This window comes from Bosea beijingensis (assembly GCF_030758975.1).
Classification (GTDB): Bacteria; Pseudomonadota; Alphaproteobacteria; order Rhizobiales; family Beijerinckiaceae; genus Allobosea; species Allobosea beijingensis.
In genome coordinates, this window is sequence record NZ_CP132359.1 from 5,174,648 (window position 1) to 5,195,526 (window position 20,879).

Sequence of the window (20,879 nt, forward strand, 5' to 3'; positions counted from 1 at the left end):
TGGGCGGAGACTACGGGCGGGCTGTCGACCGACTCCGGAAATAGGGTCTCATTTCTCACCTTGAAACGCGACGCCCATGGATTGCGAGAGCGCCTCCAGTTGCGCCTCGATACTGGCGGCGGCCTTTTTCAAGGGATGGATGATCCTCGCCTTGTCGTCGGGATTGGCGACGGCCGCGCGGAAGAAGGTGACGCCGAAGGTCGCGAGCACACGTTCGCCGAGCTTGATCGGAACCGCGATCGTCGCCGAGTTGCGCGGCTCGACGGCTGTGTCCCGCTCCGTATAGCCGCGCCAGCGGGCCTGCGCGATCAAACGCTCGATATCCTCGTCGGTCAGGCTGCTGTTCTCGGCATCGGGGGAGGCGCGCATCGCGGCGAGCAGCACGGCGCGTTCTTCATCCGGGCAGAAGGCGAGATAGGCGCGCCCGAGGGCCCGTCCGCCAAGGCTGAGGCGATAGCCCAGCGTCGCGTGGAAGGGCGAGATCGGGCTGTCGGGAATCGTGCTGAAGCGAACGATCACCGCGTCGTAGTCGAGCAGGCAGACGGTGCAGGGCCACTTGATCTGGCGGGTCAGCGCCGTCGCCCAGGGCCGCGCCGCCTCGATTACCATCGGCGCGCCATGGAAACCCGAGCTCAATTGCGTGACCTGGGAGGTGACGAGATAGCCGCGCATGCGCTCGTCGCGGGTGACGTAGCCGGCCTCGATCAGCGTCTCCAGCAGGCGCACGATGGTCGGTTTCGGCAGGCCGGTGCGGCGATGCAATTCGCCGACGGTGGCCGGGCTGGAGCGGTTGACCTCGGTCAGCAGCCTGAGGGCCTTGAGGACGGATTGAACGGGCGCGAAGGAGAACACTCTGCGGGTCCGGCGTAGCGAAGACGAACGCCGACACTAGAGCAGAACCCGTAGAGCTTGCTTGCAGTTTTTCAGGTCGCGCTCCGCGACACTCAGCCCGGCATGGTCAGGACGACCTTGCCGATCTGCTCGCCCGCATCCATCAGCGCATGGGCGTCGCGGACATCGGCCCAGTCGAAGGTCGCGCAGATATGGCTGCGGATCTTGCCGTTGGCGAGCAGGGGCCAGGCATGTTCGACGAGCTTGGCAGCGATCCGGCCTTTATAGGCGGCGTCGCGCGGGCGCAGCGTCGAGCCGGTCAGGGTCAGCCTGCGACGGACGATGTTGCGGACATTGACCTCCGCAATCTGGCCGAGATGGCTGGCGATCAGGACGACCCTGCCGTCCGGCGCGAGCAGGCCGAGCTGCTTTTCGGTGTAGGGGCCGGCCTGTGCGTCGAGCACGACATCAACCTTCTCCCTGCCGATGGCGGCCTCGATCTCGGCGACCCAGTCGGCGCGATAATCGACGGCGTAGTCGGCACCGATCTCCAGGCTGACGGCGCGCTTCTCGGGCGAGCCCGCCGTCGCGATCACGCGGGCGCCTCTGAGCTGCTTGGCGAGCTGGATCGCGGCCATGCCGACGCCGCTGGTGCCGCCCTGGACCAGCAGTGTCTCCCCCTCGGCCAGCCTGCCGAGCCAGATCACATTGTTCCAGGCCGTGAAGAAAACTTCCGGCAGCGCGGCGGCCTGCGCGAAGGAGAAGCTATCGGGCAAGGGCAGGCATTGCGAGGCCGGCACGGCGCAGAACTCGGCATAACCGCCGCCGTTCGCGAGAGCGCAGACGCTATCGCCGACCTTGGGCCAGGTCACGTCAGCACCGACGGCCTCGACCACGCCGGAGACGTCGAGCCCAGGCAGGTCGGTGGCGCCGGGCGGTGGCGGATAGAGGCCGCGGCGCTGCTGGATATCGGGGCGGTTGACGCCAGCGGCACGCACGCGGATCAGCGCGTCGTTCGGGCCGAGTTCGGGACGCGGACGTTCGGCGAAGGCCAGGACCTCGGGGCCGCCCGGCTTGGTGATTTCGATCACTTTCATCGCGATGTCTCGTTGTTGCCCGCAGAGGGGTGAAGCGATTGCAAGATATCGGGCATCCGCTCGCGCGCCTTCTCCATCAGGCGCTCGTAGATCGAATTGCCGTGGGCATCGATGGCGACGATGACGGGGCCGAAGCCGTCGAGCCGAATGCGGTTCAGGCGGAACTGCATGATCAGGTCGGTCCAGGCGCAATCCGTCACCGCCTGTACGCCCTGGCTCAGCAGGGCCGAGGCGCCGCCGACGAAGGAGAAATAGACGCAGCCAACCTCGCGCATCGCCTCGACGCTCTCGCGCCCGAGTCCGCCCTTGCCGCCGGTCGCGCTGAGGCCCAGCGTCCGGATGAGGGTCGGCATCAGGTGGTCGAAGCGGCTCGACGTGGTCGGGTTGACGTAATGCAGCGGGCCGGGGCCGTTCGCGGCTTCCTCATAGCTCACGCCCATATGGAAGAAGGCGCCGCCGCGCAGCGGCAGGGGCAGTTCGCGACCGGCTGCGAGCTCCGCGACCATACGCTTCTGCGTGGGCATGCCGACGGTCGCGACCGCGTCGCCGTCGAGCAGCACGACATCGCCGAGCTTCAGCGAGCGCGCGTCTTCGCGGGAGAGGGGCAGGGAGAGGCGGCGGGGCGGAGAGATCGTCATTCGATCCGCTCCACCACGCCGGAATTATGGATGCGGGCGCGGGTGCGCCGGTTGATCCAGCAATTGAACGAGACAGCGACGGGCGTGAAACCATGGCCCGAGGCGTATTCGACATGGACGCCGAACGTGGTCGTCGAGCCGCCGACACCCATCGGGCCAAAGCCCATCTGGTTGACCGCGCGGGTCAGGCGCTCCTCCATCTCGGCGACCATCGCCTCTGGATTGCGTTCGCCGAAGGGGCGCAAGGTCGCGTCCTTGGAGAGTTTTGCAGCGTGGTCGAAGGTGCCGCCGATGCCGACGCCGATCACCACCGGCGGGCAATGCTGACCGCCGGCACGCAGGACGAGTTCGAGGATGCAGCGCTCGATCTCCTCCAGGCTCGGGCTGACCAGGGTCTCGATCGCGGCCCAGCGCCCGCCGCCGAGCGCCTTGGGCGCGCAGGTGATGTCGAGATAGTCGACGTCCCCGATCAGTTCGCAGGAGACCAGCGGCATGTCCTTGCCGTGGAAGCTGCGCTCATTGGTCAGCGGGTTGGTGACGAAGCGCAGGATCGGCGGCTGGATCGTGCGGACGAGGTCGGCGAAGCCGTCGACGATCGCCTGGCGGATATCGCCTTCCATGCGGACGCCGGAGCCGATCTTGATGACATAGCTGGGAACGCCGGCATCGGAGCAGAGGAACTTGCCGGTCTGCTCGGCGCGCTCGGCGCTGTCGAGCATGAAGGCCAGCGTCTGACGGGCCTGCGGTTCTGTCTCTGTGGTGAGCGCCTTGCGGAACTCGGCCTTGGAGGATTCCGGGATGCGACGCAGCGACCAATCATAGAGATTGGCCGTGACCTCCTTGACCAGATCGTAGGTGATCGCCATGCGCGCTCGAGCCTGTTTCGATGCCGCGAAACTAGACGATTGCGGGGCGGCGGCGGGCTGAGCAGGCTGCATTTCAATCAATGAAACAGAGCCCTTTCCCGGGCGCACTCACTTGCTTCCCGCTAAGCACGGAATCGGTCAGAGGTGCTCGCGCACGCTGAGAACCAAGTCCGGCGCAGGGAGATCGAACGCCCTGCTTACCGGAGGGCTTTGCTGGGGACGGATCTGCCATGAGCCATGTCGCTATCACTGGTTTCGCACTGACGATCGACCAGCTCGTCCGCATCGCCCGGGAGAGGGCTCAGGTTTCGGTCACCGCCGAGGCGGTCGAGCGGATGAAGGCGGCCCGTGCCGTCATCGACAATGCGGTGGCGCGCGGCGAGAAGGTCTATGGCGTCACGACCAGCGTCGGCGCCAAGACCGGCGTGCCGTTGGCACCGGACCGGATCGGCGAGTTCAACCGCCGGCTGCTGCTGACCCATAACGTCGCGCATGGACCGCTCGCGCCTCCCGAGGCCGTGCGGGCGATGATGGCCGTGCTGCTCAATGCGATGGCGAGCGGGCGGCTCGGCGTCCGGTCATTGCTGGCCGAGCGGCTGGCGGCTGCGCTCAATGAAGATCGCGCTATCGACGTCCATATCTGGGGCTCGATGGGCCAGAGCGACATGGCGCCGATCACCGATCTGGCGCTGGCGCTCTATGGCGATCTCGAGTTGCAGGCCGGCGAGGCATTGGCGATGCTGAATTCCAGTGCGCTCGCGCTCGGCACCGCGGCGCTCGCCATGGCCGATCTCCGTGACGTTCTCGACCAATGGAGCCTGATCGCGGCGCTCAGCATGGAAGGCTTCGCCGCCAATCCCTCGATCGTCTCGAACGCCGCCTTGCAGTCGCGTCCTTTGGCCGGTTTGAAACGGCATGGCGAGCGCATTCGGGCCTACCTCGCCGGCAGCTATCTTTTCGCCAAGGGCGGGCCGCGCCATCTCCAGGACCCGCTGAGCTTCCGTTCGCTGCCGCTGCTCCATGGCACGGCGGCCGACAGCATGGCTTTCGCCTATGGGCAGGTCGAGGCCGAGTTGAGCGCGAGCCAGAACAATCCGATCGTCTCGATCGAGGAACAGGCGCTGGTCTCGGTCGCCAATTTCGACACGGTCTCGCTGTCGATGGCGCTCGATATCGCGCGGCTCGGCTTCGCGCCGGTGATGACCAGTTCGGCGGAGCGCGTCGCCAAGCAGGTCGATTCCTTCTGGTCGGGCCTCACCGTGGGTTTGATCGAGGAGGACGGCGTCGGCTTGCCCGGTTTCAACGGGCTGGCGCAGTTCCACAAGGCGATCACGTCCGAGGCGCGGCTCGCGACCGCGCCGGTCGTGCATGAGCTTGCCAGCTCCAGCCATTCCAATGGCAATCTCGATCGGGCCGGCATGGCCGGACTCGCGGCGCGCAAGACGGGTGAGGTCGCCTCGCTCTGCCGGTCGATCGCCGCGGTCGAACTGATGGTCGCGGCGCAGGCGGTCGATATCCGCAAGGCAACCCCGCTCGGCGCCGTTACCGGCAGGCTTCACGCGCTGGTACGGGAGGTAACGCCCTTCGCGGCGGCCGGCGACCGGGTGCCCCATCTCGACCCGTTGCTGCGGCATCTCGGGAACAGGCGTGACGCCGTCCGCTCCATGCTGGAGCCGGCCTGACGCGTCAGATCTCGCCGGCCTGTTCCGGCAGCCGCGAGATCACCCCGACGATCGGACGCAGATGCTGTTCGAGGATCGCCAGCGCCTTCTCCTCGTCCCATTCGGAGAGCGCGGCGATCAGGGCGTGATGCTCCTTGCTGATGCGGGTGATGCGTGTCGGCTCGGTGTTGATCGCGGTCATCGCGACGCGCTGCTGGCGGGCGCCTAGCGACTGGTAGAGCTCCGAAAGCACGACATTGCCGACCGCGGCGATCATGACGAAATGGAACTCGCGGTTGAGTTCGACGCGGTTGAAATAGTCGCCCTGCGGCAGGTGCTCCAATTCGGCGAGGATCGCGTGCATATCGGCGGGGAGCGGCAATTCCTCCCGGCAGATGCGGCGGATCGCGTGGCCCTCGATCATGCGCCGGGCCTCGTAGAGGTCGAGCAGTTCCTGCGCCGTCACCTGCCGGACGAGCGCGCCACGACGCGGCAAGAGATCGATGAAGCGCTCGGCTTCGAGGCGATGGAAGGCCTCACGGACCGGGGTTCGCGAGACTCCGAGCGCCGAGGAGATCTCCTCCTCCTCGATGAAGCAGCCGCCGAGGAAGCGGCCGCGCAGGATCTGCTCGCGCACATAGAGATAGACCCGCTCCCGGGTCGGCTTCCCGCGCAAGGCAGCCATCTCGTCCTGTTCGATCATGGCCATCGACATCGCGCCCCTTTCGCTCTTCCATAGGGCTTTCGAGAGTAGACAACAAAAAATCCGCCACGTATACATGACGCATCAAGAGCGTGGCTCATCTGTTCGTCTACAGTGAAGCCGCGCCGGGGAACCGCATGACCGCGCACGCCATCATCGCGACAGAGAGCCGGAATCCGGGCCGATGGGCCGGGTTCGCCGGACCTTGTCGGTTTGCTGGCGCGGTTATTGCTCGCGTCCGCCCGGCTCCGCCCTTCCCGCCATCGACGGGACGCGACAGGGCCTAAAGCCCGCGGACAGCCGGACCCAGCAGCAGAGGATCAGCCGATGACCATCTCTCGCCGTTCCGTCCTTGGTGCCGGTCTTGCCGGCCCGCTGCTGGCCTCGCCCTTCCTGATCCGGCCCGCGAGCGCGCAACGCGCCGCCGGCATCATTCGCTACGGCCTCTCGGCCTTTCCGCCGAACCTGCAGCCCTGGGTTTCGACGGGTGCCTCGGCCGGCACCGTCAAGATGCTGATCAACCGCAGCCTCGTCTCCTACGATTCCAAGGGCGAGCTGCGCGGCGAACTCGCCGAATCCTGGTCGCGCGATGCCGAGGGCGCCTGGGTCTTCAAGCTGCGCAAGGGCTGCGTCTTCCATAATGGCGAGCCGGTCACGGCGGACGACGTGAAATGGTCGATCGAGCAGATCGCCGGCGAGAAATCGACCGCCTATATGCGCACGCAGTTCCAGTTGATCGAGAAGATCGAGATTTCCGATCCGCAGACGGTGCGCCTGGTCACCAAAGGGCCGCAGGCGACGCTGCCGAGCTGGTTCGCCAATTACAACACCTTCATCATCTGGCGGAAATCGAACCCGAACGAGCCGATCGGCGCAGGTCCCTTCCGCCTGGTCGGGCAGGAGCGCGGCACCTCTGTGGAACTCGCCGCCTTCGACAAGTTCTACAAGCCGGGCATCCCCAAGGCGAAGGGCATCAAGTTCATCGTCTATGCCGATGAGAACCTGCGCAACGCAGCGCTGATCTCGGGCGATGTCGACATGATCGAATATGTGCCCTGGCAGTCGATGGCGGCGGTCGAGGCCGATCCGCGCCTGAAGCTCGACAACCAGGAAGGGCCGTTCATGGACGTGCTCTTCAACGGCTCCAAGCCGCCGTTCAACGATCCGCGGGTGCGCCGCGCCGTCGCGCATGCGGTGAAGCGCGAGGATATCGTCAAGGTCGCCTTCTTCGGGCGTGGCAAGCCGCTCGAGGGCGTGCCGATCGTCGAGGGCACGCCCTGGTACGACAAGGAACTGGCGCATGGCTGGAACTACGATCCGGCCAAGGCCAAGGCGCTGCTGACCGAGGCCGGCCATGCCAACGGCTTCCAGACGACGCTGCTCGCCACGGCCCAGTTCGGCATGCACAAGGACACCGCCGAGATCGTCCAGCAATATCTGGCGGCGATCGGCATCCAGGCGGAGCTGCAACTGCCGGACTGGTCGACGCGGGTCAGCCGCGGCACGCGCGGTCAATACGACATGGCGATCCACGGCGTGTCCTCGGACAATAACGATCCGGACGGCTTGACCGTGGTGCTCGACACCTCGCTCTCGCCGACGCATGGGCGCTCGTTCAAGGTCGAGGCGCCGCGCACCGTCGCCGCGCTCGCCAAAGGGCGGGCCGAGTTCGACCAGGCCAAGCGCGTCGAGATCTACAAGGAGATGCAGCGCGCTGCCCTGGAGGAGGTGCCGATGGTGGGTCTCGCCTGGCGTCAGCAGGGCTATGGCATGGACAAGAGCGTGCAGGGCTTCACAAACCTGCCCGGTGCGCTCTCGACCTCCTCCGGCAACCAGCTCGAGGAGACGTATTTCGGATGAGCGCGGCCTGGCTCGGACGGCGATTGATCATGACCCTGGCGATGGCCTGGGTCGTCGCGACGATCGTGTTCCTGGCACTGCATATGGTGCCGGGCGATCCGGCCGAGCTGCTGCTCTCGACCTCCGGTGCGATGCCCGATCCGGCGACCGTACAGGAACTGCGCGAGAAGCTCGGGCTCGACCGGCCGATCCTGGTCCAGTACGGCCATTTTCTCGCCGGACTGGCGCGGGGCGATCTCGGCGCCTCGCTGATCGACGACTATCCGGTGATCCAGGAGATCGGGCTGCGGCTGCCGCGCACGCTGGAACTGATCCTGGCGGGAACGCTGATCGCGCTCCTGGTCGGCGTGCCCTCGGGCGTTTATGCCGCGGTTCATCGGGGTGGCGCCTTCGACCGCGTGGCGTCCTGGATCACCGCGCTGCTGCTCGCCGTGCCGGTTTTCGTCGTCGGCACGCTGCTGGTGCTGCTGCTGGCGCAGACGCTGCGCCTGATGCCGGCCGGCGGCTTCGTTCCGATCACGCAGGACCCCGCGCAGCATTTCAAGCTTCTGGCCCTGCCGGCCATCGCCATCGCGAAGGGGCTGGCGGCCGTACTGTTCCGGATGACGCGGGCCGCGACACTCGACGCGCTTGCCCATGACTATGTCCGCACGGCCCGCGCCAAAGGGGCGTCGCCAAAGCGCGTCCTTGTCGTGCATGTGCTGCGCAATGCGCTGAACCCCGTCGTCACGGTGCTGGGTCTCCAGATGGGAACCTTGCTCGGCGGCACGGTGCTGGTCGAGTACGTCTTCAACTGGCCGGGCCTGTCGACGCCGTTGCTGCGCGCCGTCGAGGGGCGCGACTATCCGATGGTGGTCGGCATCATCCTGACGATCTCGGTGCTGTTCCTGCTCATCAACCTTCTCGTCGAACTTCTGCATGCGGCGATCGATCCACGGGTGCAGCACGGATGAAGCGGCGCGGTCTCAAACGGCTTCTTCTGCCAGGTGGCATCGTCGCGGCGATCCTGCTTCTCGCGATCGCGGCGCCCCTCTTGCCGTTGCCCGATCCGATCCGGCAGGACGTGGCGCGGCGCCTGGCCGGGCCGATGCCGGGCTCCTGGCTCGGGCGTGACGAGTTCGGCCGCGACGTGCTCTCGCGCCTGGTCTGGGGCGCCCGCACCAGCCTCTCCGTCGCCTTCGTCTCGGCAACCTTCGCCGGGCTCGTCGGCATCACGCTCGGGCTGATCGGCGGCTGGGCGCGGAGCTGGGGCGCTTTTCTCACCGTGCGCAGTGTCGAGATCATCATGTGCTTCCCGCCGGTGCTGCTGGCGCTGCTGGTCGTGACCCTTCTCGGACCGGGCGCGGCGACGCTTATCCTCGTTCTTTCCGTGCTTTACCTGCCGGGGTTCGCGCGGGTGACCTATGCCGAGGTGCTGGCGGTGAAGGGGCGCGATTATGTCGAGGCGACGCGCGCGCTCGGCGCGACGCAGTCGCATCTGCTTTTCCGCACCGTGCTGCCCAATATTGCCGGGCCTCTGCTCGTGCAGTTCTCGCTCGCCGTCGCCGCCGCGGTGGTGATCGAGAGCGGCCTGTCCTTCCTGGGGCTCGGCGTCGTGCCGCCGGCGCCGTCCTGGGGCTTGATGATCCGCGGCGCGCGCTCGACCATGGAGCAGGCGCCGCTCCTGCTGCTCTGGCCCTGCGCCGTGCTGACGCTCACCATCCTCGCCATGAACCTGCTCTGCGACGCGCTGCGCGACATCCTCGACCCGCGCACCAGCGAGCGCTGAAGACCTAAGCCTATCTCAAGGAAGGACCACGCCATGGCTACCAAGACCGATCCCCTCGTCCATATGGGCACCATCTCGGGCGGCGAGGCGCGCGAGCTGCTGAAGACCAACCCAGTCATCCTGCTGCCGATGGGCAGCCATGAGGACCAGGGCCCGCATGCGCCGATGGGCGACTATCTGCTGGCCGAGAAGATCGCCGAGCTTGCCGCCTTGCAGGCGAGCAAGGCCGGCACGCGCACGCTGGTCGCGCCGGTGCTGCCCTATGGCGGCGCGGACTGGTTCGGCCCGATGATCGGCGGCATCGCCATTTCGCAGGGCACGCTCACGGCGGTGATCGCCGAGATGGTCGACTCGCTGCATCGCAACGGCCTTACCCGGATCATCGTGATCAACGGCCATGGCGGCAATGTCGGGCCGATCTCCGAGGTCGCCCGCGAACTCTACCAGCGCGAGCGCATCGTCCTGCCGAGCCTTTATCTCTGGCGCATCGCCTACGGCATGCTGCCGGGTATCGTCGGCGCCGAAAAGTCGGCGAAGGTCTCCGGACATGGCGCCGATCCGCTGACTAGCCTCGGCCTGCATCTCTTTCCCGAGCTGATCCGCAAGGACCTCATCCCGGACGGCAAGCCGATGAAGCGCGATCCCGTTCTCGATCTGCCGTTCACGGGGCTCGGCACCGCGAGCTTCGACGGCGCCGAGGTCGGGATGCCCAACGAATATGACGAGGTCTATCATGCCGGCGTCGGCAAGGGCGATCCCACGCTCTGCTCGCCTGAAACCGGCGCGAAGCTGGCCGAGAAGCTGAGCGATGTCTGCGCCCGCTTCATCGCCCATTTCGCGGCCAAGATCCCGGCCTGAGCCGACAACGCGCCAACCTGCCGCCGAGGCGGCGTCACAGCAGGAGTTTTCCCATGCTCACTCGCCGCCTCGCCATCCAGTCCGGCCTCGCGACCATCGCGATGCCGGCCGTGCTCCGGGCGCAGACGCTCTCGGGGCAGATCACGCTGATGTCCTATGCGGGCATCTTCCAGGACAACTACACCAAGACGGTGATCGAGCCGTTCCAGCAGAAGCATCCGGGCGTGAAGGTTAACTTCGTGCCCGGTGGCTCCTCGGCCCAGATGGTCGGCAGCGTCCGGGCGCAGAAGGCGGATCCGCAGACCGATGTGGTGATTATGGACGTCACGACGTCCAGCATCGGTAATCTCGAAGGACTGTTCGAGAAGCTGACACCGGCCGAGTTCCCGGTGCTGAACGAGCTCCTGCCGGAAGCGCGCGCGGCCGGCGGCGAATTCGGTCCGGCCGTGACCTTCGACCATCTCGTCATCGTTCAGGACGCGGCGCTCAATCCCCAGCTCACCAAGCTCGCGGATGTCTGGCGGCCCGATCTCAAGGGCCATATCGCGCTGGCTGCCCCGCCGAACATCCAGGGCCTCGCGCTGACGGCGATGACCGAGAAGATGGAAGGCGGCGACTACCGCAAGTCGATCGACGCCGCGATGAAGAAGCTGAAGGAGCTCGCGCCCGGCGTGAACACCTTCGACCCCAATCCGGACGGCTATTCGCTGATCCTGAACGGCGTGGCGAAGGTGGCGACCGGCTGGAACGCCCGCGCCCAGCTCTATTCCGACCAGACCAACGGCAAGATCAACGTGCTGCTGCCGCCGGAAGGTTCGGTCTTCCAGGTCAACACCATCAACCTGACGGCCGGGTCGAAGAACCGCGCCGCGGCCGCGGCCTTCGTCGCACATGCGCTGTCGCAGGACGCGCAGAAGGCCTTCACCGAGCGGATGTTCTACGCGCCGTCCAACGCCAAGGCACAAATCGACGCCAAGGCGCTGGCACGCACCGCCGCCTCGCCGGAAAACCTGGCGCGCATGATCCCGGTCGACTGGAACGAAGTCCTGAAGGTGCGCGACCAGTGGAACAACCGCTGGCGGCGCGAGGTCATCGCGGCGGCACGCTGAGCGGCAGGCAATGAGCTATCTCGAACTCGCCGGGCTGCAGAAGCGCTACGGCCAATCCGTCGCGGTCGACGACGTCTCGCTGTCGGTGGAGCAGGGCGAATCCGTAGCCCTGCTCGGCCCCTCCGGCTGCGGCAAGACCACGACCCTGCGCATGCTCGCCGGGCTGATCGAACCGAACCGCGGCACGATGACGCTCGACGGCAGCGAGATCACCAAGCTTCCGGCCCATAAGCGCAACATGGGCTATGTCTTCCAGTCCTATGCGCTGTTTCCGCATCTTTCCGTGGGACGGAACATAGCCTTCGGGCTGGAAGAGCGCGGCGCCTCGCGCGGCGAGATCGAGAAGCGCGTCCAGGAGGGGCTGGCGCTGGTGCGTCTCAGTGGCCTGGAGCAACGCCGCCCGAAGGAACTGTCTGGCGGCCAGCAGCAGCGTGTCGCCCTGGCCCGCGCGCTGGTGATCCAGCCGTCGGTGCTGCTGCTCGACGAATCCCTGTCCAATCTCGACGCCAAGCTGCGCGACGCGATGCGCCACGAGATCCGCTCGATCCAGCGCACGCTCGGCATCACCACGCTTTTCGTCACGCATGATCAGGTCGAGGCGCTGACCATGTGCGACCGGATCGCGGTGATGCATCGCGGCCGCATCGCCCAGATCGGCAATGCCGAGGATATCTACGACCGTCCGGCGACGCGCTTCGTGGCCGAGTTCGTCGGGCGGGCGAATGTGCTGCCGCTGGCGCGCGACGCGCAGGGCCGTGCGACCGTCTGGGATCAGCCCGTACCGGTCGATCCCGCCGAGAATGCCGATCTCTTCGTCCGGCCGCAGCGCATGCGCATCGTGCCGGTCTCCGAACCGGCCAGCGGCGATGCGGCGCGCCTGACAGGCCGCGTGCTGCGCAGCGTCTTCGTCGGCGACCATGTCGAGGTGCTCGTGGAGGGCGCGGGCGGCCAGCTCACCGTCGAGATGCCATCAGGCTCGGCCGCGCCGGCCGAGGGCACCGAGGTCGCGGTCGTCTGGCCACGGTCCGAGAGCCGTGTCTTCGCGCGCGAGGCGCCATGACCGTCTCGCGCCGCCTGCCGCTGCTGCTGATCCCGGCGACGCTGTTCCTGCTCGTCATCTATGTCTGGCCGTCGCTCGGGCTGTTCCGCAACGCCTTCAACGAGGTCGGCCCGACCGGCGCGATGGTCGAGGCCTGGTCGCTGGCGACCTGGCGCGCGACCTTCCATGACAGCTTCACCTTCGAACTGACGCTGAACTCGCTCTGGCTCTCGTCGGTCTCGACGCTGATCGCGCTGTGCATGGCCTATCCCGTCTCGCTCTTCCTGTTTCGCACCGATTCCCGCTTCCGCGGGCTGCTCGCAGTCGTCGCGATCATGCCGATGCTGGTCTCCGGCGTGGTGCGCGTCTTCGGCTGGCTCGCCATTCTCGGTGATCGCGGGCTGGTCAACACGACGCTGCAATCGCTCGGACTGATCTCGACGCCGCTGAAGCTCGTCTTCAACTGGACCGGCGTCACCATCGGCCTCGCCGAGAGCATCATGCCCTATATGATCCTGGCGCTGCTCGCCGGCTTCGGCCGGCTCGACCGCACGCTGGAGGAAGCGGCGCGCTCGCTCGGCGCCTCGCCGTTCCGAACTTTCCGGCGCGTCACCTTGCCGCTCAGTCTGCCGGCGATCGCGCTGGCTGCAGGTCTGGGCTTCGTGCTCTCGATGTCGGCCTACATCACGCCGAAGTTGCTCGGCGGCGGGCGCGTCTTCGTGCTGGCGACCGAGATATTCGAGCAGGCGACGACCAATACCAACTGGCCGGTTGCGGCCGTGCTGGCGATCTACACGCTCGTCCTGCTGCTCGCGCTGCTGGTCGTCTCCAATCTGGTGGCGCGGAGACTGCAGCGATGACCGGGGCAGGGCGCGTTCTCTCCAGCTTCGCGGCGCTGGTCTATGTGCTGATCCTGGCGCCGATCGTCGTCGTGGTCATGCTGGCCTTCTCGGCTGACAACTTCATCCTGTTCCCGCCATCCGGCTACTCGCTGCGCTGGTTCCAGCAACTTGCGGGGCACGCCCCGTTGCAGGCTGCCCTCTGGCTTAGCGTCCAGGTCGCCGCCGTGGTGACCCTGCTGTCGCTGGCGGTCGGCGTGCCCGCCGCGCTTGCGCTGGCGAAAGGGCGCTTTGCCGGCCGGGATACGCTGGCGAATTTCTTCGTGGCGCCGCTGCTGCTGCCGACCTTGATCACCGGTCTTGCGCTGCTGCTGTTCTTCTCGCCGTTGAAGCTGACCGCGACGCTGCCCGGCCTCGTGCTCGGCCATATGACGGTGACCGTGCCCTTCGTGATCCGGATGATGACGACGGCGCTGGCCAACCTGCCTGACGATATCGAGGCAGCCGCCGCGACGCTCGGCGCCACGCCCTGGCGGGTGGTGCGGCGGGTGACGCTGCCCTTGGCGACGCCCGGCCTGATCGCCTGCGCCTGCCTGTCCTTCCTGCTCTCCTTCGACGAGACGGTGATCTCGCTCTTCATCGCCGGCCCGCGCGCTTCGACCCTGCCGGTCGAGATGGTGCGCTATGTCGAAGGGCGCACCGATCCGCTCATCGCGGCCCTGTCCGTGGTGCTCATCGTCGCGACGCTCGCCGTCGTTCTCGTGGTCGAACGCCTCGTCGGCGTCGCCCGTGCCGTAGGGAAGTAGGAGAGAGAAATGCCCGATTATCGCATCGAAGCCATGCCCGAGCAGCTCCCGGCCGCGCTGGTCGAGAAACTGCAGAAGGTCGAGACCGCGACCATCGGCCATTCCCAGCACTGGGGCTTCATGGATCGCCGCATCCAGCCGCTGCTGCGCGGCAAGCGCATCGCCGCGGCGGCCGTGACGCTGGCGATCCCCGGCCAGGATTCGACTCTGCTGCATCACACGCTCGGCCTGCTGCGCCCCGGCGATATCCTCGTCGTCGACCGGCTCGGCGACGACAAGCATGCCTGCTGGGGCGGCGGCGTCACTGTCGCGGCGAAGGCGGCCGGCGCGGTCGGCGGCATCGTCGACGGACCTTGCACCGATCTCGCCGAGATCGAGGATTCCGATTTTCCGATGTGGTGCCGCGGCATGTCGCCGATCACGACCCGGCTCTACAATCTCGGCGGCACGCTCAACCTGCCGATCTCCTGCGGCAATGTCCCGGTCAAGGCGGGCGATGTCATCCTCGCCGACGAATCCGGCGTGCTTGTGCTGCCTCGCGCCGAGGCCGAGGCGATCGCGGATGCCGCCATCGCCCGGCAGGAGCGGGGCGAGCGCAGCCAGAGCCGGGTGAAGGCGGGCGAGAAGCTCGGCGACATCTCCGGCGCGACCAAGATGGTGCTCGACGCCATCGCCGCGGCGAAGGGCTGAAGAGGCCGGCCATGAACGCTCCCGTCCCCGTCCCGCGCGTCGCCGACTTCACCTGCGAGAAGAAGCCGGCGAGCGGCTCGCGCGGCATGGTCGTCACCAACCATCCGCTCGCCTCAGCGGCTGGCGCGCAGATCCTGCTCGCCGGCGGCAATGCCATCGACGCGGCCGTCGCCTCGCTCTTCGCGCTGACGGTGGCCGAGCCGATGATGGTCGGCATCCTCGGCGGGGGCCTGAGTCATATCCGGCTCGCCGACGGGCGCCATGTCGTGATCGACAATCTCTCGACCGCGCCGGGCAAGGCGACGGCCGACATGTACGAGTGCCTGTCCGACGAGATCGGCAAGCAGCGCGACACGCGCGACCGCGAGAACGTGGTCGGCGCCAAGGCGGTCGCGGTTCCCGGTGCGCTGAAAGGGTGGTGCGAGGCGCTCGCCCGCTTCGGCACGCTGCCGCTGGCCGATGTTCTCCAGCCGGCGATCGGGCTGGCCGAGCGCGGCTTCGTGGTGACGCCCTATCTCTCGAACTGCATCACCGACAATGCGGCCGACCTCGCCCGCGATCCCGGCCTTGCCGCGATGCTGTTGCCGGGCGGCAAGCCGCTCCAGCCAGGCATGCGGCTTGTCCAGACCGACTATGCCGCGAGCCTGAAGCTGATTGCGGCGGAGGGGCCGGAAGCGCTCTATGGCGGCAAGCTCGGGCGGGCGCTGACCGACTACATGGCCGCCAATGGCGGGCTGATCGACCAGGCCGATCTCGCCAATTACCGCATCGAGTTGCGCGAGCCGATCCGGGGCTCCTATCGCGGTTACGAGATCATCGGTCCGCCGCCGCCCTCGTCCTCGGGCGTGCATATCACGCAGATGCTCAACATCCTCGAAGGCTACGATATCGGTGCGCTCGGCTTCGGCTCGACGGACGCCGTGCATCTGCTCGCCGAGGCGCTGAAGATCGCCTTTGCCGACCGCGCCGTGGCGACCGCCGACCCGGCTTTCGTCAAGGTTCCGGTCGCGAGGCTGATCGACAAGGCCTATGCCGACGAGCGGCGCGCGCTCATCGAAATGGGGCAGGCGAAGAGCTGGACGGCCGGGCTCTCCGGCGGCGAATCCGCCGATACCACCCATGTCACCGTCGCGGATGCGATGGGCAATGTCGTCAGCGCGACGCAGACGATCAACGGGCTGTTCGGTGCCTGCGTGCAGATTCCCGGCACGGGGATGATCGCCAACAACTACATGTACAATTTCGATCCGCATCCCGGCCGCGCGCTCTCGATCGCGCCGGGCAAGCGCGTCTTCACCTCGATGGCACCGATGATGGCCGTGAAGGACGGCCGGCTCGCCTTCGCGCTCGGCCTGCCCGGCGCCTTGCGCATCTTCCCCTCGGCCCTGCAGGCGATCGTCAACCTGATCGACCACCGCATGAGCCTGCAGGAGGCCGTCGAGGCGCCGCGCGTCTGGACCGAGGGCGGCGTGCTCGAACTCGAGGAAGCCATTCCCGAGGCGGTGGCGCAGGCCTTGATCGCGCGCGGCCACAAGGTCGTGCGTTCGCCCCGCGTCGCCGGCGGCATGAACGCCATCGCTTTCAATCCGGACGGCACCCTGACCGGCGCCGCCTGCTGGCGCGCCGACGGCACGCCCGTCGCCATCTCCGGCGGGCTCGCCCGCGCCGGTGCCCGCTTCACCATCTGATCCGATATCTTCCCGATCCTGCGACTGGACCATCCCATGCCCGAGACCATCTGCCTCCTCGACATGACCACGCCCGAGCGGGCCGACCGCCTGCGCGAATTCCTTCCCGAAGGCTTTGTGCTGACCCACGGCACGGCCCGCGGCGACGAGCACATGAAGGAGATCATCGCCGAGGCCGATTATGCGATCTCCGGCCAGGTCGGCGTCTCCGGCGATGTGCTGCGTGCTGCGAAGAAGCTGAAGCTCCTGCATAAATGGGGCGTCGGCTACGACAATATCGATATCGAGACGGCCAAGGAGCTCGGCATCAAGGTCGCCCGCACGACCGGCTCGAATGCGGTCGCCGTCTCCGAATTCGCGCTCGGCCTGACGATCTCGACGCTCCGCCTGATCGCCTATGGGAATGCCGAACTGAAGAAGGGCAACTGGCGCACCGGGCAACTACCTTCCGACACCTATACGCTGTCCGGCAAGACGGTCGGCATCGTCGGTCTCGGCGCGATCGGCAAGAATTTCGCCAAGCTGCTGAAGGGCTTCGGCTGCACCATCCTCTACAGCAAGCGCTCCCCGCTCGATGCCACCGAGGAGGCGGCGCTCGGGGTGAAACATGCCTCGATCGACGAGATCCTGACCCAGGCCGACGTCGTCTCGCTGCACTGCCCGCTGACGCCAGAAACCAAGGATCTGATCGACCTTGCGGCGCTCAGGAAGATGAAGAAGACGGCGGTGCTGATCAATTGCGCGCGTGGCGGCGTCGTCAACGAGGTGGACCTCGTCACGGCGCTGCGGGCGAAGGAGATCGCGGGCGCGGCGATGGATGTCTACGAGATCGAGCCGCTACCGGCGGACAGCCAATTGCTGACCCTCGACAATCTCGTGACGACGCCGCATCTCGCCGCCATGGCTTCCGACAATTTCGCGCCGGTGGTGAAGCGCATGTTCGCCAACATGCAGCACGTCTCGCGCGGCGAGCCGGTGCCGCCGCTCGATCTGGTGGTGTGAGATAATGCCGGTGTCGGCGGCTCAGTGCAGCCCGCCGACACCGATATAGCGTTCGAGCACGTCGGCATCGGCGCGCAGCGCGTCCGGCTTGCCTGACCAGACGATCCGGCCGCGCTCGAGGATGATGACGTCATCGGCGAAGGCGAGCGCGCTTTCCAGCCGCTGCTCGACGAAGAGGATGGTCATCGCGCCGCTGGCGGCGAGGCGGCCGAAGGCCTCCATCAGCATGTCGCAGATCACCGGAGCCAATCCCTCCAGCGGCTCGTCGAGCAGCAGCACGGAGGGTTGGCCGAGGATGGTGCGCGCCGTCGCCAGCATCTGCTGCTCGCCGCCGGATAGCTGGGAGCCGAGATTGCGGCGGCGCTCGCCGAGCCGGGGAAAAAGCGCATAGGCTTCCTCGATCGCGCTACGCGGGCGACCTTTCAATCCGGCAAAGAGGTTTTCTTCCACCGTCAGCCCCTTGAAAATCTCGCGGGTCTGCGGGACGAGACCGATGCCGCCATGGGCGCGGGCCGCCGTGCCGAGTGCGGTGACATCCAGCCCGCCCAGGCTGATGCTGCCGGCATAGCGGCGGGTCAGCCCCATCAGGCTCGCCATCAGCGTGGTCTTGCCCATGCCGTTGCGGCCGAGAATGGAGAGGCGTCCGCCGGCCGGCACTGCGAAGGAGACATCCTCCAGAACATGGGTCTGGCCATAGCCGGCGCTGAGGTTGCGGATGTCGAGCTCAGCCGCCGGCATGGGCATAGCTCCCGAGATAGGCTTCGCGGACTTTGGGGTCCCTGGCGACCTCGACCGGCAGGCCCTGGAAGATGAGCTCGCCCGCCGCCAGCACGACGACGCGCCTGGCGAAGCGGAAGACGAGGTCCATGTCGTGCTCGATCATCAGCACCGCGAGCGAGGCCGGCAGGCGGGCCAAGGCCTCCTCGATGCGCGGCGTGTCGCTGGAGGGCACGCCGGCGGCGGGTTCGTCGAGCAGCAGCACCTTGGGGCGCTGCGCCAGCGCGATGGCGATCTCCAGCAGGCGCTGCTGGCCATAGGCGATGGTCGCGACCTTGCGACGGGCGACTTCGGTCAGACCCAGCGTGGCGAGGATTTCGGCGGCTTCGTCACGAGCTGCGGAATCGCCGTGGAAGCGGGCGAGGATGCGCGTCGCCCGGCCGAGGCGCTGCAGGATGGTCATAACGACATGCTCTTCCGGGGTCATGTCCGGGAACAGGCGCGTGACCTGGAAGGTGCGGACGAGTCCGCGCCTGACACGCTTCACGGCACCAAGTTTGGTGATGTCCTCGTCTGCGAGATGGACGCTGCCCGCGCTCGGCGGGATGCGGCCGGTGACGAGATTGACGAAGGTGGTCTTGCCGGCACCGTTCGGGCCGATCAGGGCGAGGCGCTCGCCCTCGTTCATCGCCAGCGAGATGTCGCTGTTGACCTTGAGCCCGCCAAACGCCTTGGAGAGATGCGAGACCGCGAAGACCGCGCTCATCGGCCACCTCCCCATCGGTCGCGCGTCAGCAGGCGGGCGAGTTCGTCTAGCGTGCCGGAGAGGCCGCGCGGGGCAAAGAGCACGATGGCGATCAGCACGGCGCCGACCAGCGTCATCCAGTGGAAGGGATTGATCGCGGCGACGATGTGCTCGAGTGCCATGAAGATCACCGTGCCGATCAGCGCGCCATAGAGATGGCCGATGCCGCCGAGCACCAGCATGACCAGCGCATTGGCGGATATCTCGAAGCTCACGCTGTCGAGCCCGACGACCTGCGTGGCGATGGCTGCGAGCGCACCGCCCATGCCGGCGACCGCGCCGGAGATGACGAACATCTTGAGCAGCACCGGGAAGGCATAGATGCCGAGCGCGCTGATCCTGAGCGGGTCCTCCTTCAGGCCGCGGCAGACCATGCCGAAGGGCGAGCGCGTAACGAAGCGCAGCACGGTGAAGACGATGAGGATCAGGCCGAGGCCGAAGAGATAGGCGCTGCGACCCCAGAGATCGAACTCGAAGACGCCGAAGAGCGGGGCCGGGCTCATGCCGGAGAGGCCGTCGCTGCCGCCGGTGATCGAGGAGAACTTGTTGGCGGCTTCGTGCAGGAGCTGGACGATGGCGATCGAGAGCACGAGCTGCGGCAGGCCATGGGCGCGCAGCATGATCGCGCCCATCAGCAAACCCATGGTTGCACCGGCCCCGGCGCCGATCAGGATCAGCAGGATGGGGTCGGTGACGCCGTTGATGCAGGCGATGCCGGCGGCATAGGCGCCGGCGCCGTAGAGCGCGCCCTGGCCGAGGGAAGCGATGCCGCAATAGCCGACGATGAGGTCGAGCGAGAGCACGAGCAGCGCGACCGAGATCACGCGGGTGAGGAAGGCGAGGTTGTCGGGAAAGAGCCAGTAGCCGGCGAGACCTGCGAGCGCGATCAAGGCAAAGCCGAGGAGGTCGCGGCCGAGCGTCCGGCTGGCGGAGGGGATGGCGGGCATGGGCGTCGCGTTCGCCATTTATTGCGCCCGCCCCATCAGCCCGCGAGGGAAGGCGCAGACCACCAGGATCACCGCGAGATAGAAGAAGAAATTGCCGAAATCCGGCACGAGGTAGCGCGCGGTGACGTCGATGGCGCCGAGCAGCAGGCAGGCCGCGAGCGCACCGGGAATGGATCCCGCCCCGCCGACCGAGACGACGACGAGGAAGGTCACCATGTAGCGCAGCGCGTAATAAGGCTCGATCGGCAGGAATTCGGCGCCGACCACGCCGCCGAAGGCGGCGAGCGCGATCGCCAGCGCGAAGCTCGCGGCATAGATGATCTCGGTGCGGATGCCGAGCGTGCGCGCCATCGGCGCATTCTCGACCGCTGCCCGCAGATGGATGCCGAAACCGGTGCGCTCGATCAGGAACCACAGGCCGCCGGCGACGACGAGCCCGCTTGCGATGACGAAGAGCCTGTGGCCGGCGATGCTGCGGAAGCCGAGATCGACGGAGCGGGCGAGTTCGGTCGGCAGGGGAATGGTCTTCAGGGTCGGGCCGAAGAAATAGTTGGTGATGCCGATGACGCAAAAGGTGATGCCGATCGTCATCAGCACCTGCGAGAGTTCGCTGCGATCGTAGATGCGGCGATAGAGCAGGCGCTCCAGCGGCACGGCGATGACGACCGTGCCGATCATGGCGAGGATGATGCCGAAGCCGTAGCCAAGGCCGAGATCGCGCGCGGCATAGGAGGCGATGTAGCCGCCGATCATGGCGAAGGCGCCATGGGCGAGATTCACCACCCGCATCAGGCCCATGGTCAGCGACAGGCCGATGCAGATGATGAACAGCGCCATGCCATAGGCCAGCGCGTCCATGGCGATGCTCAGCGCGGTCTGCATGCTGCGGGCCTCGTCGAACGGGAGCGAAGGGCGGGAGCTTGCGCGCTCCCGCCGCGTTTCAGGTTTCGGGCCG

21 protein-coding genes are annotated in these 20,879 nt (G+C 67.1%); 12 read left to right on the forward strand and 9 right to left on the reverse strand.

The window, feature by feature from the left end; all coding sequences use genetic code 11:
- Positions 1 to 48: 48 nt before the first annotated feature.
- The 4 genes from Q9235_RS24835 to Q9235_RS24850 all read right to left on the reverse strand — a co-directional run bounded on the left by Q9235_RS24835 (position 49) and on the right by Q9235_RS24850 (position 3,432).
- Complete coding sequence (locus Q9235_RS24835; protein ID WP_306224422.1) at positions 49 to 852, reverse strand: DNA-binding transcriptional regulator; 804 nt, start codon at positions 850 to 852, stop codon at positions 49 to 51.
- Positions 853 to 944: 92 nt separating this feature from the next.
- A complete protein-coding gene (locus Q9235_RS24840; protein ID WP_306224423.1) occupies positions 945 to 1,928 on the reverse strand; it encodes an NAD(P)H-quinone oxidoreductase in 984 nt (327 codons plus the stop codon).
- Positions 1,925 to 2,566 carry a fumarate hydratase C-terminal domain-containing protein gene (locus Q9235_RS24845; protein ID WP_306224424.1) on the reverse strand — a complete coding sequence of 214 codons (642 nt, stop codon included), beginning with the start codon at positions 2,564 to 2,566 and terminating at the stop codon, positions 1,925 to 1,927. Before Q9235_RS24845 ends, Q9235_RS24840 begins: the two co-directional genes overlap by 4 nt.
- A complete protein-coding gene (locus Q9235_RS24850; RefSeq protein WP_306224425.1) occupies positions 2,563 to 3,432 on the reverse strand; it encodes a fumarate hydratase in 870 nt (289 codons plus the stop codon). The genes Q9235_RS24845 and Q9235_RS24850 overlap by 4 nt, the downstream gene beginning before the upstream one ends.
- A gap of 230 nt (positions 3,433 to 3,662) precedes the next feature.
- On the opposite strand from Q9235_RS24850, the gene Q9235_RS24855 reads away from it, so the two are divergent.
- Entirely contained in the window at positions 3,663 to 5,114 is a 1,452-nt protein-coding gene (locus Q9235_RS24855; RefSeq protein WP_306224426.1) for an aromatic amino acid ammonia-lyase, read from the forward strand.
- 4 nt (positions 5,115 to 5,118) lie between these two features.
- Here Q9235_RS24855 and Q9235_RS24860 read toward each other — a convergent pair whose 3' ends face one another.
- Positions 5,119 to 5,802: a GntR family transcriptional regulator gene (locus Q9235_RS24860; protein ID WP_306224427.1), complete on the reverse strand. Its 684-nt coding sequence runs from the start codon at positions 5,800 to 5,802 to the stop codon at positions 5,119 to 5,121.
- Between the two features lie 321 nt (positions 5,803 to 6,123).
- Here Q9235_RS24860 and Q9235_RS24865 point away from each other — a divergent pair, with 321 nt between their 5' ends.
- Genes Q9235_RS24865 through Q9235_RS24915 form a run of 11 tightly spaced genes read left to right on the forward strand, consistent with a single transcriptional unit; the run spans position 6,124 to position 17,455 of the window.
- Entirely contained in the window at positions 6,124 to 7,656 is a 1,533-nt protein-coding gene (locus Q9235_RS24865; protein ID WP_306224428.1) for an ABC transporter substrate-binding protein, read from the forward strand.
- Positions 7,653 to 8,609, forward strand: a complete 957-nt coding sequence (locus Q9235_RS24870) for an ABC transporter permease (protein ID WP_306224429.1) — start codon at positions 7,653 to 7,655, stop codon at positions 8,607 to 8,609. Before Q9235_RS24865 ends, Q9235_RS24870 begins: the two co-directional genes overlap by 4 nt.
- Positions 8,606 to 9,424, forward strand: coding sequence for an ABC transporter permease (locus Q9235_RS24875; protein WP_306224430.1), 819 nt, complete (start codon positions 8,606 to 8,608; stop codon positions 9,422 to 9,424). Before Q9235_RS24870 ends, Q9235_RS24875 begins: the two co-directional genes overlap by 4 nt.
- A 33-nt stretch (positions 9,425 to 9,457) precedes the next feature.
- Positions 9,458 to 10,282: a creatininase family protein gene (locus Q9235_RS24880; protein WP_306224431.1), complete on the forward strand. Its 825-nt coding sequence runs from the start codon at positions 9,458 to 9,460 to the stop codon at positions 10,280 to 10,282.
- A gap of 53 nt (positions 10,283 to 10,335) precedes the next feature.
- Positions 10,336 to 11,391 (forward strand): extracellular solute-binding protein, encoded by a 1,056-nt coding sequence (locus Q9235_RS24885; RefSeq protein WP_306224432.1) that lies wholly within the window; start codon positions 10,336 to 10,338, stop codon positions 11,389 to 11,391.
- A 10-nt stretch (positions 11,392 to 11,401) separates the two neighbouring features.
- Positions 11,402 to 12,451 (forward strand): ABC transporter ATP-binding protein, encoded by a 1,050-nt coding sequence (locus tag Q9235_RS24890; protein WP_306224433.1) that lies wholly within the window; start codon positions 11,402 to 11,404, stop codon positions 12,449 to 12,451.
- A complete protein-coding gene (locus Q9235_RS24895; protein WP_306224434.1) occupies positions 12,448 to 13,290 on the forward strand; it encodes an ABC transporter permease in 843 nt (280 codons plus the stop codon). Before Q9235_RS24890 ends, Q9235_RS24895 begins: the two co-directional genes overlap by 4 nt.
- Positions 13,287 to 14,075: an ABC transporter permease gene (locus tag Q9235_RS24900; protein ID WP_306224435.1), complete on the forward strand. Its 789-nt coding sequence runs from the start codon at positions 13,287 to 13,289 to the stop codon at positions 14,073 to 14,075. Before Q9235_RS24895 ends, Q9235_RS24900 begins: the two co-directional genes overlap by 4 nt.
- A gap of 9 nt (positions 14,076 to 14,084) precedes the next feature.
- Positions 14,085 to 14,765, forward strand: a complete 681-nt coding sequence (locus Q9235_RS24905; protein ID WP_306224436.1) for an RraA family protein — start codon at positions 14,085 to 14,087, stop codon at positions 14,763 to 14,765.
- A gap of 11 nt (positions 14,766 to 14,776) precedes the next feature.
- A complete protein-coding gene (locus tag Q9235_RS24910; protein WP_306224437.1) occupies positions 14,777 to 16,453 on the forward strand; it encodes a cephalosporin acylase I in 1,677 nt (558 codons plus the stop codon).
- 36 nt (positions 16,454 to 16,489) lie between these two features.
- Positions 16,490 to 17,455, forward strand: a complete 966-nt coding sequence (locus Q9235_RS24915; RefSeq protein WP_306224438.1) for a 2-hydroxyacid dehydrogenase — start codon at positions 16,490 to 16,492, stop codon at positions 17,453 to 17,455.
- Positions 17,456 to 17,476: 21 nt separating this feature from the next.
- Here the strand turns inward: Q9235_RS24915 and Q9235_RS24920 are convergent, their stop codons facing one another.
- The 4 genes from Q9235_RS24920 to Q9235_RS24935 are packed head-to-tail and all read right to left on the reverse strand — an operon-like array spanning position 17,477 to position 20,806.
- Positions 17,477 to 18,193, reverse strand: a complete 717-nt coding sequence (locus Q9235_RS24920) for an ABC transporter ATP-binding protein (RefSeq protein ID WP_306224439.1) — start codon at positions 18,191 to 18,193, stop codon at positions 17,477 to 17,479.
- Entirely contained in the window at positions 18,180 to 18,938 is a 759-nt protein-coding gene (locus Q9235_RS24925; protein ID WP_306224440.1) for an ABC transporter ATP-binding protein, read from the reverse strand. The genes Q9235_RS24920 and Q9235_RS24925 overlap by 14 nt, the downstream gene beginning before the upstream one ends.
- Entirely contained in the window at positions 18,935 to 19,942 is a 1,008-nt protein-coding gene (locus tag Q9235_RS24930) for a branched-chain amino acid ABC transporter permease (protein WP_422678238.1), read from the reverse strand. Before Q9235_RS24930 ends, Q9235_RS24925 begins: the two co-directional genes overlap by 4 nt.
- Positions 19,943 to 20,806 (reverse strand): branched-chain amino acid ABC transporter permease, encoded by an 864-nt coding sequence (locus tag Q9235_RS24935; protein ID WP_306224441.1) that lies wholly within the window; start codon positions 20,804 to 20,806, stop codon positions 19,943 to 19,945.
- Positions 20,807 to 20,879: the final 73 nt, after the last annotated feature.

Excerpts from the sequence above, each read along its gene's own strand:
- Q9235_RS24840 (WP_306224423.1), bottom strand. The coding sequence starts at position 1,928 with ATGAAAGTGATCGAAATCACCAAGCCGGGCGGCCCCGAGGTCCTGGCC.
- Q9235_RS24845 (WP_306224424.1), bottom strand. The coding sequence starts at position 2,566 with ATGACGATCTCTCCGCCCCGCCGCCTCTCCCTGCCCCTCTCCCGCGAA.
- Q9235_RS24850 (WP_306224425.1), bottom strand. The coding sequence starts at position 3,432 with ATGGCGATCACCTACGATCTGGTCAAGGAGGTCACGGCCAATCTCTAT.
- Q9235_RS24855 (WP_306224426.1), top strand. The coding sequence starts at position 3,663 with ATGAGCCATGTCGCTATCACTGGTTTCGCACTGACGATCGACCAGCTC.
- Q9235_RS24860 (WP_306224427.1), bottom strand. The coding sequence starts at position 5,802 with ATGGCCATGATCGAACAGGACGAGATGGCTGCCTTGCGCGGGAAGCCG.
- Q9235_RS24865 (WP_306224428.1), top strand. The coding sequence starts at position 6,124 with ATGACCATCTCTCGCCGTTCCGTCCTTGGTGCCGGTCTTGCCGGCCCG.
- Q9235_RS24870 (WP_306224429.1), top strand. The coding sequence starts at position 7,653 with ATGAGCGCGGCCTGGCTCGGACGGCGATTGATCATGACCCTGGCGATG.
- Q9235_RS24875 (WP_306224430.1), top strand. The coding sequence starts at position 8,606 with ATGAAGCGGCGCGGTCTCAAACGGCTTCTTCTGCCAGGTGGCATCGTC.
- Q9235_RS24880 (WP_306224431.1), top strand. The coding sequence starts at position 9,458 with ATGGCTACCAAGACCGATCCCCTCGTCCATATGGGCACCATCTCGGGC.
- Q9235_RS24885 (WP_306224432.1), top strand. The coding sequence starts at position 10,336 with ATGCTCACTCGCCGCCTCGCCATCCAGTCCGGCCTCGCGACCATCGCG.
- Q9235_RS24890 (WP_306224433.1), top strand. The coding sequence starts at position 11,402 with ATGAGCTATCTCGAACTCGCCGGGCTGCAGAAGCGCTACGGCCAATCC.
- Q9235_RS24895 (WP_306224434.1), top strand. The coding sequence starts at position 12,448 with ATGACCGTCTCGCGCCGCCTGCCGCTGCTGCTGATCCCGGCGACGCTG.
- Q9235_RS24900 (WP_306224435.1), top strand. The coding sequence starts at position 13,287 with ATGACCGGGGCAGGGCGCGTTCTCTCCAGCTTCGCGGCGCTGGTCTAT.
- Q9235_RS24905 (WP_306224436.1), top strand. The coding sequence starts at position 14,085 with ATGCCCGATTATCGCATCGAAGCCATGCCCGAGCAGCTCCCGGCCGCG.
- Q9235_RS24910 (WP_306224437.1), top strand. The coding sequence starts at position 14,777 with ATGAACGCTCCCGTCCCCGTCCCGCGCGTCGCCGACTTCACCTGCGAG.
- Q9235_RS24915 (WP_306224438.1), top strand. The coding sequence starts at position 16,490 with ATGCCCGAGACCATCTGCCTCCTCGACATGACCACGCCCGAGCGGGCC.
- Q9235_RS24920 (WP_306224439.1), bottom strand. The coding sequence starts at position 18,193 with ATGCCGGCGGCTGAGCTCGACATCCGCAACCTCAGCGCCGGCTATGGC.
- Q9235_RS24925 (WP_306224440.1), bottom strand. The coding sequence starts at position 18,938 with ATGAGCGCGGTCTTCGCGGTCTCGCATCTCTCCAAGGCGTTTGGCGGG.
- Q9235_RS24930 (WP_422678238.1), bottom strand. The coding sequence starts at position 19,942 with ATGGCGAACGCGACGCCCATGCCCGCCATCCCCTCCGCCAGCCGGACG.
- Q9235_RS24935 (WP_306224441.1), bottom strand. The coding sequence starts at position 20,806 with ATGCAGACCGCGCTGAGCATCGCCATGGACGCGCTGGCCTATGGCATG.